Below are 13,589 nucleotides of genomic sequence, written 5' to 3' on the forward strand. Positions count from 1 at the left end.
TGAAAGGAGCGAGATTGTGACTACTCAGGTGCTGATGCCGAAGATTGGTTTTTCCATGAATGAAGGAACGTTGTCGGAATGGATGGTCGCCGACGGCGAATCGGTAGAGGAGGGGCAACTGTTGTATGCCCTGGAGAGCGACAAGTCCGTTCAGGAGATCGAAGCTCCCGCCTCTGGGGTGCTGAAAATTGTCGCAGTTGCCGGTGAGGTCTATCAGGTCGGTGACGTTTTGGCTGAAATCGTCTGAGACCGGAACAGGAAACTACCTTATGAGTCAGTCAACGACGTTGCCAGTTGATTTGCCTGCGCTACCGGAAACGGATTTTTCTGTCTTCGGGACGGTCGAGCAAATTGCGCTCTCGCGCATCCAGAAGCTCACCTCTACTTTCCTATCGCGTAACTGGGTAACGATTCCCCATGTCACGCATCATGACGAGGCCGATATAACCGAGCTGGAGATACTGCGCAAACAGCTGAATGAGGAAAAGGGCGTAAAGATCACCCCCTTGGCCTTTCAGATAAAAGCCTTAGTCGAAACGCTGAAGATGTTCCCGCTGTTCAATGCATCCCTCGATGCGCTTGGGCAGAACTTGATATTGAAGAAGTACTTCCACATTGGCGTAGCGATAGACACACCCAAAGGGCTGCTGGTGGCAGTGATTCGCGACTGCGACAAGAAGAGCGCCTTCGAGCTGGCGGAAGAACTGGCCGCTGTCTCGCTACGCGCAAAGAGCAAGGGGCTACCCCTGGCCGACATGCAAGGCGGGTGCATGACCATTAGCTCTCTGGGAGGCATCGGTGGAACGGCGTTTACGCCCATCATCAATGCCCCGGAAGTCGCCATTCTAGGTGTCACCAAAGCACAGTGGAAGCCATATCGCGGCGAGCAAGAGGCGGTTGATTGGCGAATGATGTTGCCATTGGACCTTAGCTACGATCACCGAGTGATCAATGGGGTGGACGGCGCGCAGTTCCTGGTTTGCTTGGCCAAACTGCTGCGTGAGCCGCAACGGTTGCTTGATTGTTGACGACGTATCGCAGCACCCTGGGCCTTTCGCTTGCCTGCCTCGTTCGCCGAGCTCACCGAGAGTCGGAAATAAGTTGAGCTCTTCAATATTGTATGCAAGCATACGTAGTGTCGACGACATCAACCGTCTATATCCCAGGTGCTGCTGATCACCACTCGGGGAATCTTGTCCCGCAAACAACAGCAATCAGATGTCCTTCGTAAGACGACTATAAAAATAACGAGGTGACCCAATATGAAAGTCAGCATCAAATCTATCGCGTTTGCTGCCTTTGCCCTCTCCGCAGGGCAGACGCACGCGGCGGTAAGTGCACAAGAAGCCCAACAACTCGGCAGTAGCTTGACCCCGTGGGGAGCCGAGAAGGCCGGTAATGCGCAGGGCACGATTCCTGCCTACACCGGCACCGCCAAAGCGCCGGCGAGTTATGACCCGAAAAAGCCAGGGATTCACCCTGATCCGTTCAGCGAGGACGAGCCGCTTTATACAATCAGTGCCGGAAATATGGCTACGTATTCCAAGCAGCTGTCTGCTGGTGTCCAGGAGATGCTGAGAAGATACCCAGGTTATAAACTGAATATTTATCCGACCCGTCGGAACGCGAATTACGCCCAATGGGTAAACGATAATTCGATAAAAAATGCGACTCAATGCAAGACCATCAATGATGGAAATGGTGTAGAAGGTTGCATTGGCGGTGTGCCTTTCCCTATTCCAAAAACCGGCAATGAAGTGATGTGGAACAGACTCCTCCAGTTTGACGCGCCTAGTGTGGAGGGGACCATAAATGTGTGGTTGGTCGATGGCGCCGGAAAACAAATCCACCAGGGTGAAGACCAGATTCGGGTTGAAATTCCTTACTATGACCGCACCAAGACAAAAATGGAGCCGGGCGAGATTTACTGGCGTTGGTACCATGTCGCTACGGCACCCGCTCGTGTGGCAGGTGAGGCGCTGATGATGCATGATTCTCTGGACATGGTTAATATTGGGCGCCGGGCATGGCAATACTTGCCTGGTCAACGTCGAACCAAACTGTCGCCGGACCTTGCCTACGACACACCAGCTCCTCAAAGCGGTGGAAGCTTCAATATGGACGATAACTTATTGTTTCTGGGGGCCATGGATCGCTTCGACTGGAAGTTGGTCGGCAAACAGGAGATGTTCATTCCTTATAATAACTACAAAGTAAAAGATCAGGTCCAGTGCCCTTACAGTAAGTTGTTGTCTCGTAATTATATCGAGCCCGAATGTACGCGTTGGGAATTGCACCGTGTCTGGGTGGTCGAGGCTACGATCAAGCCCGGCGTCCGTCATAACTACCATAAACGCGTCTTCTATCTTGATGAAGATGTTTTCTCCGGATTGGCGGATAACTACGACGCTGCGGGAAAGATTTATCGCACCGTTCAACAGTTCCCGACCTCGCGTTACGAAGCTGAAGGCAATGACAACAGCTTTACCGTTTATCATGATCTATCTACTGGCTCATATGCCTTTACTGTCGGGCCTTCAGCCAGTGGGACGACCTATGCGACGCCACCGAAAGACCCCCGCTTTTGGTCTCCTGAGTCGTTGGCAGGGCGTGGTATTCGATAAGGTGTGACGAACATGGTCGAAGCAGTCTGATTGATGCTTCGGCCTGACGTTCACTGCAATCAGAAATCCTGTAGGTGAGAAGGGTCTGAATGAAAAATATAATGATTACTGGTGCGGCGCGAGGAATTGGCTTCGCCCTGGTTAAGCGTGCTATTGCGCGCGGTGACCAAGTGTTTGCAATGGTGCGTAAACAGTCTGACGAAGCGAAGTTCAGTAGTCATAATCATCTTCATGTTATTGAAATGGATGTGGCCAGCAGCACTTCCGTCGAACAAGGGTTCGTTGAGGTAGACCGTTTATTGGCTGGAAAACAGCTTAACGCCGTCATTAACGCAGCGGCTATTTCCCAGCCTGGGGCTATCGAACTCACGCCAGTTTCGGATTTCGATCAAGCGCTTAATACCAATGCACTTGGCAGCTTACGAGTGATGAAGGCTTCCATTCCTCGGCTGCGTGGGCATGGTGGGCGTGCCATTATGATTACTTCACTATGGGGGCAGGCGTCTAGTGCGATGCTCACGGCATATTGCATGTCAAAGCATGCCGTGGAGTCGCTGGTCGACTGCGCACGACGCGAGACAGACGGGATGGGCATGCACGTGATCGTGATAGAGCCTGGTGTCATTCAAACTGACATGTATAAGGATCAGGGGCCGCATGTACAGGCGCTGATAGACGCTATGTCGCCCGAGCAGAAACTTAGGTATGAACCCCTTTATACACGCTATCTGAATTTGGTTGGCGGTGCAGCGGGGGCGGGGGTGGAAGGGGCAGGTATATCGGTGGAACAGTGCGCCATCGACATCGAGCAGGCGCTGTTTGATCCAGAGCCAAAGCCACGTTATCAATCGGGCGAAGATGCGCGGAAAATGATTGCTTTAGCCAGGCAATTATCGGACATCGAAATGGATGCCGTGCTGCGGGAGCGTTTAAATTTCCTTCCTCTGCAGTAGATAGGCGATCCTGATTGTCGAGCACCGCTCAACGTTCAGTGCGGTGCGCTTGCAAGAACTGTTGAATGGTTTGCCCTGTCCACGCCTTGAATGCCCTGGAAAATGCACTGGGCGTTGAAAATCCCAAGAAATAGGCTATTTCCTTCGGCGCCATCTTGCCGGCGATAAGAAGCTGGTGTGAAAGATCAAGCCTAAATTGATCTTTCATACCTTGAAAGCTTAAACCGTCACTCGCCAGTTTGCGTCGAAGACTGCGCTCCGATATACCCAGTTCCTCTGCCACTGTCGGCAACTCCGGAATTTGCCCCGGGTTCTTCAGGAACACTTCACGCAAGCACGAATGCAAATCTCCCGTGTTCTTATGAAGTGCCAAAATATCCTTGCAATGTTGGGTACAAATATCGTGAAGTCCCGGGTTGTTGCTCAAGATAGGGGTGTTGAGGCTTGGAGATTTGACGTTGAGCACAGTCTTGGAGGCGCCGAACTCAACAGGGCATTTGAAAAATGATTTGTACAGCGCGCTATAAGAGGGTTCGGGATAGGCGAACGAGACGCTGCGCACGGTAGGGTATATGCCGGTGAGCACTTTAACTAAAGCCATGCCCTCCACCAGAAATTCTTCAATCTCGAATCGACGAAGTGTCTCGGTTGATGCCGCAGAGGTGAAAATTAGTTCGTACCCTGCGTTAAGGTCCCGGGCCGACTCGATGCAGACCATTGTGCCAAACAAAGAGTTATGAAACTGACGCCTGATTTGCAATGCCCCACGGAGTGTGGAGCTGGATAACATTGCATATCCGAGAATTCCATAATCACTGATATTAGCTACGCTATCAAGGGAAAAGGCCATCCCAGGATCACCAGTCAATTCAAGGGAATTATGGATGACCGCGTAATAATCTTCTCGACTGATCAGCGCATCGTTACTTAATAGGTCTTGCTCAACGAGTGTTGTTTCACCGAGCACCTGTTGACTGCCAAACCCCAAACCTTTCAAGAGTCTCAAATAAATTTGGATCTTCGCTGCCTTGATCATCTGGCGTCTCTACTAATCATCAGGCTTTCCTGTCAGCTAAGCCGTTGAAGGCTTGAAATTGGCCGTTTTTGTAATGCCTTTGGCCGTTTATGTATATACATGCAGCGATGCGAAAAGTAAAGATTTGCGATGATCATAGAAAGGCCGCTAGCGAACCAGTTGGTTATTGAATAAGGCCTCTTTTGTCGCTCGGCGTAAGCTCAGCATTTTTACAGTGATTCGCAAAATCGGAAAAGCAAAATGCGAATTCCGGCGGTCTGAAGACGCCTGGAAATTGCTGAAACATTTGCACGAAACCGAGCTGTTACGTACACGCTTACAAAAATAACAATGGGAGACAGATTTTGAACTCAAGCTCATATGATGTAGTCGTCGTTGGTGCGGGCAGCAACAGTTTGGTCGCCGCCGCTTATCTCGCCAAGATCGGGAAAAACGTCATTGTTCTCGAAAAAAATGAGCAGTGTGGCGGCGGGGTTACCTCAATCAGTATTGCGCCTGGCTTTATTCACGATCCCCATGCCGGGGGCATGTCTCGAATACTGGCCACCCCTGTACTGAAGCATGACGAGCTCGGCCTCGTCTCCAAATACGGACTTGAGTTCCGCGGATTTGGAGCGGGTTTTGCGACGATCTTCGACACCGGCGACGGGATTGTTGCGTACACCGATATTGACCGTACCTGTGAAGGCATCGCGCGTTTTTCCCAGAAGGACGCCGACACCTATTCGCGTTTCGTGAGGGAGTGCATCGCATTGCAGCCCCTCTTGGGCAAGGGGGCTTCCGCTGTTCCCCTGCCGACAGGGCCTTTCATCACGATGCTTGATAGCAGCGCGCAAGGTCGACGCCTGGTCGACATGATGTTCAAAAGCGCATATGACATCCTCGAAGACTTGTTCGAATCCACTGAGGTTCGCGTTCACTTGATGAAGTGGGTGGCGGAGGCGATGGAAGGACCGGAAGTCAAAGGTACGGGCTTGACGCTGATCGGCTTGCTGGCCCTTGTACACAGCTATCAGATGCAAATTCCGGTTGGCGGCTCGCAAGCGCTCACCGACGCAATCCTCAAAAGTATTAAAGGATTTGGTGGTACGGTGCGCACGAGCGCCGAGGTCACACGCATCAATATCCAGAGTGGGCGTGCAACGGGCGTCACCTTGAGTGATGGAGAAGTCATTAACGCGAAGGACGCGGTGCTTGGATGTATTCACCCCTGGAATCTCGCCAAGATCATTCCCGAAATCGACCCTGACCTGGCTCGTGCAGCCCGCAGTACCAAACTAAGTAACCATGGCGCGATGAATCAGCAGATCGCCCTCTCGGAATGGCCGAAATTCAAGGCCGGTCAGGATGAGAAGTGGGCTGAGGCAGCGTGCATTGAGTACGTGCATAAAGACGAACGTGCAGTACGCAAGGTATTCGACGACTACCGCTACGGCGATATTCCCACTCATCTAAGTCCGCTGACGATGCAGAATTCGCGGAAGGATCCTTCACGGGCTCCGAGCTCGGAACATTGCGCGTTGTACCTCTATCACTTTGCCCCGCGTGTGCTGAGCAAGGGTGGGCTTAACGGTTGGGAGCAGCAGAAGCAGCCTTTTGCGGATGCGATCTGGGAAGAGTTTAAATCCTATACCACCAACATCGATGACTCTAAGGTCATTGCGCGACATATCGAGAGTCCTCTCGATATGCACAATCACTCTGCCAGCATGATGACCGGCGATATCTTTGGTATCGGCCATACCATAGGTCAAATGATGGGGCGCCGCCCGATTGCAGAGCTATCGCAATATAATGTACCCGGACTCGAGGCATTTTATCTGACAGGCCCCTTCATGCATCCAGGCGGAGCCGTTTCTTTTGGTGGCCGAATTACCGCCATGAAAATGATGATGGATTGGAAGATTGATCTAAAAACAGCGTTTGAGATCGTCTAAGCAATTTATGCAATTTTCGGATTATCAGAGCTGATAAGAATGTCGTTAAAACAATAAATTCATATGGCATGTAAGGAGAGCTAAAGATGAGTGTGCAAGAACAGATCGTTTACGAGGTCTTGGAAATGTGGACCCGTGGTCAAGAAGAGACCATTCAGACCTGGCGTGACCACTGCCTGCCAGATTTCATCTGGTGGAACAGCGGCCGTGGTGCAGTAATTGGATTGGAAGCGTCAATTAAAAAAATCGAGGGAATGCATGAACATTTGCATTTCTCATATTTGAAAGTGCCGGTAAAGAACTTCGTTTCGGTGGGTAACGTTGTCATCGTTGAGCGCATTGATGAACTTTACTTGGAGGATGGTTCTCTGCTGCAAGCCGTCCCGGTTGTTGGTGTTGTGGAGTTTGAGGGCGAGAAAATCAAGGAATGGCGCGATTATTGTGATGACTGGGTCCTGAAAAGGCAGCTTCAGCAAAAGCAATAATGCCCGGACGCTGTAACGATTGAGCCTTGGTTACAGCTACGGCGCCCGTGAGCTGTTCGGAGTGGAATGACGTTCCATCAACCACGCATTGATGTGGGCGTCGTTCCAGTTGCGAATCCATCGCGGCATACGCTCGGGTGACTCAATCGTTCAGTTCGTGAGTGCAATATTTTTTGTAATTTATGGACGGATTTATGATGGTTTATGATCCTCAGACAGTCCTCATCTCAATAGATAACAATCTATTGCTGGTAAATGGCTTGATGGCAATCTGTATGGTCGCTGTAGTTATTTATTATATCGATGCGTTCAAAATCGCGAAGCTTCACCAAGCCTATCCAATTCCTTTTGCAGCAGCCGGTTGGTATGCGGTCCATGATCTGTATTTTGCTGCCGAATGGGAGAAGTGGTTTGTCGGCTACTCCCATTGGTGGTTGGAGTTATGGGCAGTGTCCTGTTTTTTTTATGGCACTCTCGAATTGGTGATGTGTTACCAAGTCTACAAGTACGGCCGCAAAGAGTTAATGCCTGGTTTGACGCAAAGGCAGTTTGGGGGGGCGTTGCTATTGTCGCTGCTGGCCATTAGTGTTTTCTGGATAATGCTTAAACAAGTGGTGAATGACGATTTATGCCTGATTGCGTTTGCGGTCACAACGTTTTGGCCCCAGGTCTGGGGGACACTATTAATGATCAAGCGACAGTCCATGCGCGGCTGTTCCAATACTATGTTGTGGTGCATGCTTGCGAGCCCCATTGGAATGTTCAGCGCCTGGTATTTCTTGGATCCTTTTTTCCGCTCTCCGATATGGCTGTCGTTCGCGGCTGTTACCGTCTCTTGGGCCGTCTTCAATCTATGGCTGTCGACCAAGGTCCCCAAGTATGTATCTGAGTCCGAGCCAGAAACCTACGTATCTTATAGAAAGCCTCTTACCCTCTGAGCGCTATCACACACTGGAATTGTTGAGGTCCCTGTTATGACATCCAAGCAATGGAGTGATTTTGTTAATGAAGAGGCGATCAATCCAGATTTGCCTATCGTCGACACGCATCATCACATCTGGAACGAGTCGCCGCGGTCAATTTTTGACCCGTACACGACGCAGGAATTGATCGAGGATAAGGTCGGTTCCGGACATAACGTCGTGGCAACTGTCATGGTCGATTCTCATGCTCAGCATTCTTTGGATGGGCCTGAGGCTTTTCGCCCGGTTGGTGAGACAGTTTACTGTGAAAAAGTAGCTCAGGAGTCAGAGAAGGCCGGTGGGCGGATTGCTGGCGTATGCGCCGCAATCGTACCTTATGCGGACATGCGATTGGGAGCCGCCGTTGGCGAGGTGCTGGATGCCCATGCGGACGCCTCTCCACGCTTTCGTGGCATTCGCTACATGTTGGCCAGGGTGCCGGAACTGCCACCCATTTATGGTGCAACGGAAGAAGGCATTTCCAGAACGCCGGAATTTCGTGCCGGGTTTGCCGAGCTTGCGCGACGCGGCTTGAGTTTCGAACACTGGGTGTTCCAGCCTCAACACGATGAAGTACTCGATCTGGCCAGAGCCTTTCCCGACACGACCATTGTCCTCAACCATCTCGGTGGTCCGATGGGCCATGGCCGCTACAAGGGCAAGCGCGAGGAGGGTTTCCAGGATTGGAAGCGCTCGATGTCAGCGTTGGCTACCTGTCCCAATATCGTTGTAAAGCTGGGAGGGACCTATGTGTGCCAGACCAGTCCAGAGGAAATAGGCTGGCCCGCTCGACCTGCAACGTCGGAAGAAATGGCAGAGAAAAACGGTGATTACATCCTCACAGCAATCGATCTGTTTTCTCCGTCCCGCTGCATGTTTGAGAGCAATTTCCCGGTGGACATGCTGTACACGTCGTATGGCAATCTCTGGAACAGCTTCAAGCGTGTGGTTTCGGGCTTCAGTCGTGACGAACAATTGGAGCTGTTTTCAGAGACTGCTAAGCGTGTCTATAAATTGAAGCTGTGATCTTAAATCCAGTCGTCCCCCCTGCCTCGTTAGTGCGGTGGGGTAGTCCAGGGGGGAAGGCTGCGCCGTGTCAGCTCCCGGTCGAGTTCGTTGGGCAGGATATTTGACAGCAACGGCAAGAGCGGACCGCCTTGCTGCGTCCCTTCCTGCCGTCGGCTGATGATTTCCATGTGTCATCGTTCCCGCTTCGAGGCAACGGCGGATCAGCGTGAGGGCCCGTTTGTCTTCCATTTGACTCGCACCATGGGCCCATCAGGACGTCGTGATTGCCCCGATCAAAGAACTCCTCCAGATCAAGTTCCACGTACCGGGGCTGTCCCACCGCCACCTGGTCGCCGGGCTTTATCAATGGATTGATGGGCACTTCCTACCTGACGAGAACCGTAGCTGTAATCCGAGAACAGCGAGTCGAAGATCGGCGTGAACTGTTGCAGCAGTTGTTGGATCAGGCGATCCACGACGCTGGGAATCCCGGCTGTCTTGTCCACGTTTGGGTTTTTTGGGGGGGGGGGGGGCGACGGCGCATACACTTTGCGGGTGATACTGGACGGCCGGTGAACGGGCTTTGAGGGTCGGCCAATATTATTTTACGTAGCCCGCCAAGTCGTCGACCGTCATGCCATCGGCACCCGGCGCACCTTTGTTGTTAATCACGGTTGTGATTGGCGAGTGCGAGCACCCGCGTCATCAGCGTGTCCGGCTCCGCGTTCATCCGCGTCACAGACGCCGCCGATGTCTGTGCACTGCCAGCCCTTGCCCGCGGATACCGTCCGGAACTCAGGTGCACGGTTCGGAGAAGTTTAGGCATTTCGACATTCAACGAGACTCTGACGCCTACTGGCGGCAAACTTGTTCTGTCTTGGTGGCGGGATTAATTAGTCACTTACCACGGTCTCGCTGACTTCTACACCCTTATCCCGCCGCCTCTCGACGCCCGGTAGCACATCGGCAAGCGTGCAGATTTTCCAATTCGCGCGACCTCCTGCTTCGGCCTGTCAGAACTACGTCGTAGCGGTCCGTGCAAGAATCGAACTTCGGTCGTCATGGCCACTTTATCCCGTCACGCCGCTTCTATCCGATCCTGTTCTTCAGGCCTATATTTTGCGTCGGGCTTCCTTCAGATTCGCAGTCACTCGCGACACCCTCGCCTCCGGCTGACACTATCCCTTGCCGGGTATAGAGGACTTTCACCTCCAAGTCACCAGCGTGGCCACCATAATCAAGCTGGTTGCGCGCCATGCCTGGCGCACCATGAAAAAAGCCCTGAATTACCAGGGCTTTGCTTGTCGCTCAGGACTCTTCGCACGTTTTAGGTCGTTGCCGAGAGAATAACATTCGAATCGAAGTGGTAATGACTTTAAGTGAGAGAAACGGGAACAGCTTGCGCATCTCTGGCGCGGTCATCACGACTTCAATCGGCATGGCACCCATCATGGTGCCGTACACCAGCAGCCTGTCACCATCCGCCTTGACGCTGGTGACTTCCATCATTTCGGAGCCATCGGTTGAGTACAGCTTCATTAGGGTTATCTCCTGTGCCGGGGTAGGGGGGCGTCTTGTAATTTGTTCACGAACTCATTGGCGCAACGTTAAAGCAAATCACAGGAAATTGACTTCAAGTGTCTTGGTCTTCATGTGGACTTGCGACGCGCCAACCGGGTAGCGGTCGAAGACGGAGCGGTCATGATCCATGCCGTTGAACTGCTCCATGGTCATTGGTTCGGTGCAGCAATCGAGCATGCGCTGTTGAGCATCTTGGAACCAGCTGGTCTGGCGCATCTTGTTGAGATAGTCTTCCGATTTCCACGAGGCTATCGCGACCCACTGATTGGGATTTCGCCCCCATCCTTGAAATGCAAAGTTGCAACCCTCCTCATACCAATGATCTGCATTGCTGCACAAAAATTCCAGCGCTAGCAGAAACTCTTCCCGACGATTCGGATCAATCGTAAAGCGTGAGACAAAGCAGTTGTTTGTACGAATCCACGCTGACATGGTGCTCTCCTGTTTTTGAGTGTTTTCAGGTTTTTATTTTATGGTCCACTTTGAACTTTGTGCCGTTCTGATAAGAAGCGGTTGCATTGCGTGAATCAACGGAGGACCTGCAAATGGCCCACTGCTTCGTTAGCTTCATAGTATCCTAGCATACCAAATCTGTTTCTGCACGTAATCTCGCCACGAGCTATGTGCTTACCTGCAATGGCTTTTTGAGTAGATTGAACACATCTTCGCCACCTTTGGTCGCAGGGATGTGGACGGGCGGGATTGGGGGAGCCCCCAGTGTTGTCGAGAGACGTATGGGGGATGCCAGGTTCCGAGAGATGTTCTGCTGCCTAAGGCGCAAGGTATTCTGGGCCAGGGGGAGTGCTGCAAGACAGGACGTTAGCGTATAGTAATTGTCATTGTATGAAATGACCTTTCAAGTCAGCCGACCTTCAGGCTCCTTTGTCTGGATGGCTTTTGGAAGTTTTTTAACGGAGCGGTAAAGTATGCTAGAGAATGAATCGGCCCCACTTGAAACCAAGACGGCCAAGCGGTCGACAAAATCTGCCAAGAAAACCATCATGACCGATGATAATAATTGGGATCAGCGCGTCGGCTTCCTGATGCACGATGTGTCGCGCCTGCGGCGTATCGTATTCGACAACATGATGACGCCATTAGGGGTGACCCGTTCGCAATGGTGGGTGCTGGCGCACCTGTCACGCCATGACGGGATGATCCAGAGTGACCTTGCAGCCTTGTTGGATCTGGGGAAGGCAGCATTGGGTGGCCTGATCGATCGACTGGAAGCATCCGAGTTCATCGAACGACGTCCGGATATTTCGGACCGTCGTGTCAAGCGTGTGCACCTGACGCGCAAGGGCAACCATATGGTGAAGGAGATGCGCGAGCTGAGCCATCATTTGAGCGAGCAGATTTTAAGCGGATTTGACCAAGAGGAGCGCCTCCAGTTGGCTGATCTCTTGATGAGGGTCAAGGAAAACCTGCTGTTGATTAAGCGCGAAAGCGGTATCGAAGAGTAAAGGAGAGCGCTAAAGCACGCAGGGGCTGTGTATTACGGTGCTCTGAGCATATATTTGTGGCAATCCCTATACCGTAGGTTTCCGTCGGTTGCCTGCGCCCCTTCAGCTATTTCGTAATAGCTTTTTTTGCTGCGCGCGCGTTGTTCAATCAATCAAAGTAATTAGCTCTGTAGAGTCGGTGCCTGTTCGGTACCGGCGGCTGGCGGTTTCGCCGATGAAACTGAAATCCAGATTCGAGCTTATAAATGCGTCAATATTGTATGTCAGCATACCTTATGCTAACGTTTTATGGTCGCTTGCCATGGCTATGGCCGCATTCAATTGCGGCCTTCCGTGCGTTGCAATCCATAGCCGTAGTGTTGAGGAAAGAAAATGAATTTCGAGCCCACTGAAGATCAGCTCGCTATCCGTGCCGCAGTAGAAAGCGTCTGCTCGGCATTCGATGACGAATATTGGTTGCGCAAGGATCGAGAGGGCGGCTTCCCCGAAGATTTTTATGCAGCACTCGCCCGTGAAGGGTGGCTGGGTATTGCGATGCCTCAAGAGTACGGAGGGGCAGGACTAGGGATCAGCGAGGCGGCGCTGATGATGGAAGCGATTTCTGCTTCGGGAGCGGGACTTTCAGGTGCGTCGGCTGTGCATATGAATGTGTTCGGGCTTCACCCTGTGGTGGTCCATGGCAGCGCTGAACAAAAAGCACGCTGGTTACCGCCGATCATCAGTGGCAAGCATAAAGCCTGTTTCGGTGTGACAGAACCCAACACTGGTCTCAATACCCTGAAGTTGAAAACCACAGCGGTGCGTCAAGGTGATCGTTATGTGGTAAATGGGCAGAAGGTGTGGATTTCCACGGCCCAGGTCGCGGATAAAATCATGCTGTTGGCGCGTACAACGCCTATCGAAGAAGTCAAATCTCCCGGCCAGGGCCTTAGTCTGTTCTACACCGACCTGGACCGCAGCAAGATCGAAGTGCGTGAGATCGAAAAGCTTGGGCGCAAGGCCGTAGATTCGAACCAACTGTTCATCGATGGATTGGAGATTCCAGTCGAGAATCGCATCGGCGAGGAGGGACGTGGTTTTGAATACATTCTTCATAGCTTGAACCCGGAGCGGATTTTACTGGCAGCCGAGGCTACTGGGCTCGGGCGAGTAGCGCTGGGTCGAGCGGCACGCTATGCCGGTGAGCGCATCGTATTTGAACGGCCGATTGGGCAGAACCAAGGTGTCCAGCACCCTTTGGCCGAGCGTTGGATTGACCTGGAAGCGGGCAGGCTTCTCTATCAGCGCGCAGCCTGGCTGTATGACCAAGGCAAGAACTGCGGGGCGGAAGCCAACGCGGCGAAATATTTTTGCGCAGAGGCCGGTTTTCGAGCCTGCGAAACCGCGGTTCTGACCCACGGTGGGATGGGGTATGCAAAGGAGTACCACGTGGAACGCTACTTCCGCGAAGCGATGTTGCCGCGGATTGCTCCCATCTCGCCACAACTTATTCTGTGTTTTATTGCAGAAAAAGTTCTGGGCCTGCCGAAGTCCTACTGAG

The 13,589-nt window shown here is 52.3% G+C and carries 13 protein-coding genes and 1 pseudogene; 10 read left to right on the forward strand and 4 right to left on the reverse strand.

Annotation, left to right across the window (positions count from 1 at the left end; translation table 11 throughout):
* Positions 1-16 precede the first annotated feature (16 nt).
* The 4 genes from BLW22_RS08635 to BLW22_RS08650 all read left to right on the forward strand — a co-directional run bounded on the left by BLW22_RS08635 (position 17) and on the right by BLW22_RS08650 (position 3,577).
* Positions 17-247 carry a biotin/lipoyl-containing protein gene (locus tag BLW22_RS08635; protein WP_074845825.1) on the forward strand — a complete coding sequence of 77 codons (231 nt, stop codon included), beginning with the start codon at positions 17-19 and terminating at the stop codon, positions 245-247.
* A 22-nt stretch (positions 248-269) separates the two neighbouring features.
* Positions 270-1,028, forward strand: a complete 759-nt coding sequence (locus tag BLW22_RS08640) for a 2-oxo acid dehydrogenase subunit E2 (RefSeq protein ID WP_083381345.1) — start codon at positions 270-272, stop codon at positions 1,026-1,028.
* Positions 1,029-1,262: 234 nt separating this feature from the next.
* The gene (locus tag BLW22_RS08645) at positions 1,263-2,624 is read left to right on the forward strand and encodes a DUF1329 domain-containing protein (protein ID WP_074845559.1); all 1,362 of its coding nucleotides are present in this window, start codon (positions 1,263-1,265) and stop codon (positions 2,622-2,624) included.
* An 89-nt stretch (positions 2,625-2,713) separates the two neighbouring features.
* Positions 2,714-3,577 (forward strand): SDR family NAD(P)-dependent oxidoreductase, encoded by an 864-nt coding sequence (locus BLW22_RS08650; RefSeq protein WP_074845561.1) that lies wholly within the window; start codon positions 2,714-2,716, stop codon positions 3,575-3,577.
* Positions 3,578-3,605: 28 nt separating this feature from the next.
* On the opposite strand, the gene BLW22_RS08655 is transcribed toward BLW22_RS08650, so the two are convergent.
* Positions 3,606-4,613 (reverse strand): AraC family transcriptional regulator, encoded by a 1,008-nt coding sequence (locus BLW22_RS08655; protein ID WP_074845564.1) that lies wholly within the window; start codon positions 4,611-4,613, stop codon positions 3,606-3,608.
* Positions 4,614-4,957: 344 nt separating this feature from the next.
* Between BLW22_RS08655 and BLW22_RS08660 the strand changes: the two genes are divergently transcribed.
* The 4 genes from BLW22_RS08660 to BLW22_RS08675 all read left to right on the forward strand — a co-directional run bounded on the left by BLW22_RS08660 (position 4,958) and on the right by BLW22_RS08675 (position 9,023).
* The gene (locus BLW22_RS08660; RefSeq protein WP_074845567.1) at positions 4,958-6,550 is read left to right on the forward strand and encodes a phytoene desaturase family protein; all 1,593 of its coding nucleotides are present in this window, start codon (positions 4,958-4,960) and stop codon (positions 6,548-6,550) included.
* Positions 6,551-6,636: 86 nt separating this feature from the next.
* Positions 6,637-7,035 carry a limonene-1,2-epoxide hydrolase family protein gene (locus BLW22_RS08665; RefSeq protein WP_074845570.1) on the forward strand — a complete coding sequence of 133 codons (399 nt, stop codon included), beginning with the start codon at positions 6,637-6,639 and terminating at the stop codon, positions 7,033-7,035.
* A gap of 194 nt (positions 7,036-7,229) precedes the next feature.
* The gene (locus BLW22_RS08670; protein WP_074845573.1) at positions 7,230-7,973 is read left to right on the forward strand and encodes a hypothetical protein; all 744 of its coding nucleotides are present in this window, start codon (positions 7,230-7,232) and stop codon (positions 7,971-7,973) included.
* 36 nt (positions 7,974-8,009) lie between these two features.
* The gene (locus BLW22_RS08675) at positions 8,010-9,023 is read left to right on the forward strand and encodes an amidohydrolase family protein (RefSeq protein ID WP_074845576.1); all 1,014 of its coding nucleotides are present in this window, start codon (positions 8,010-8,012) and stop codon (positions 9,021-9,023) included.
* Between the two features lie 62 nt (positions 9,024-9,085).
* Here BLW22_RS08675 and BLW22_RS35250 read toward each other — a convergent pair.
* The 3 genes and pseudogenes from BLW22_RS35250 to BLW22_RS08685 form a co-directional block, all read right to left on the reverse strand.
* Positions 9,086-9,870: pseudogene (locus BLW22_RS35250) on the reverse strand (reverse transcriptase domain-containing protein); the annotation flags it as partial.
* A 443-nt stretch (positions 9,871-10,313) separates the two neighbouring features.
* Entirely contained in the window at positions 10,314-10,544 is a 231-nt protein-coding gene (locus BLW22_RS08680) for a hypothetical protein (RefSeq protein ID WP_074845580.1), read from the reverse strand.
* A 78-nt stretch (positions 10,545-10,622) separates the two neighbouring features.
* A complete protein-coding gene (locus BLW22_RS08685; RefSeq protein ID WP_218023877.1) occupies positions 10,623-11,018 on the reverse strand; it encodes a putative quinol monooxygenase in 396 nt (131 codons plus the stop codon).
* A 494-nt stretch (positions 11,019-11,512) separates the two neighbouring features.
* On the opposite strand from BLW22_RS08685, the gene BLW22_RS08690 reads away from it, so the two are divergent.
* Positions 11,513-12,049 carry a MarR family winged helix-turn-helix transcriptional regulator gene (locus tag BLW22_RS08690; protein WP_083381347.1) on the forward strand — a complete coding sequence of 179 codons (537 nt, stop codon included), beginning with the start codon at positions 11,513-11,515 and terminating at the stop codon, positions 12,047-12,049.
* Positions 12,050-12,421: 372 nt separating this feature from the next.
* Positions 12,422-13,588 carry an acyl-CoA dehydrogenase family protein gene (locus BLW22_RS08695; protein WP_074845583.1) on the forward strand — a complete coding sequence of 389 codons (1,167 nt, stop codon included), beginning with the start codon at positions 12,422-12,424 and terminating at the stop codon, positions 13,586-13,588.
* Position 13,589 lies beyond the last annotated feature (1 nt).

The organism is Pseudomonas marginalis (assembly GCF_900105325.1).
GTDB lineage: Bacteria > Pseudomonadota > Gammaproteobacteria > Pseudomonadales > Pseudomonadaceae > Aquipseudomonas > Aquipseudomonas marginalis.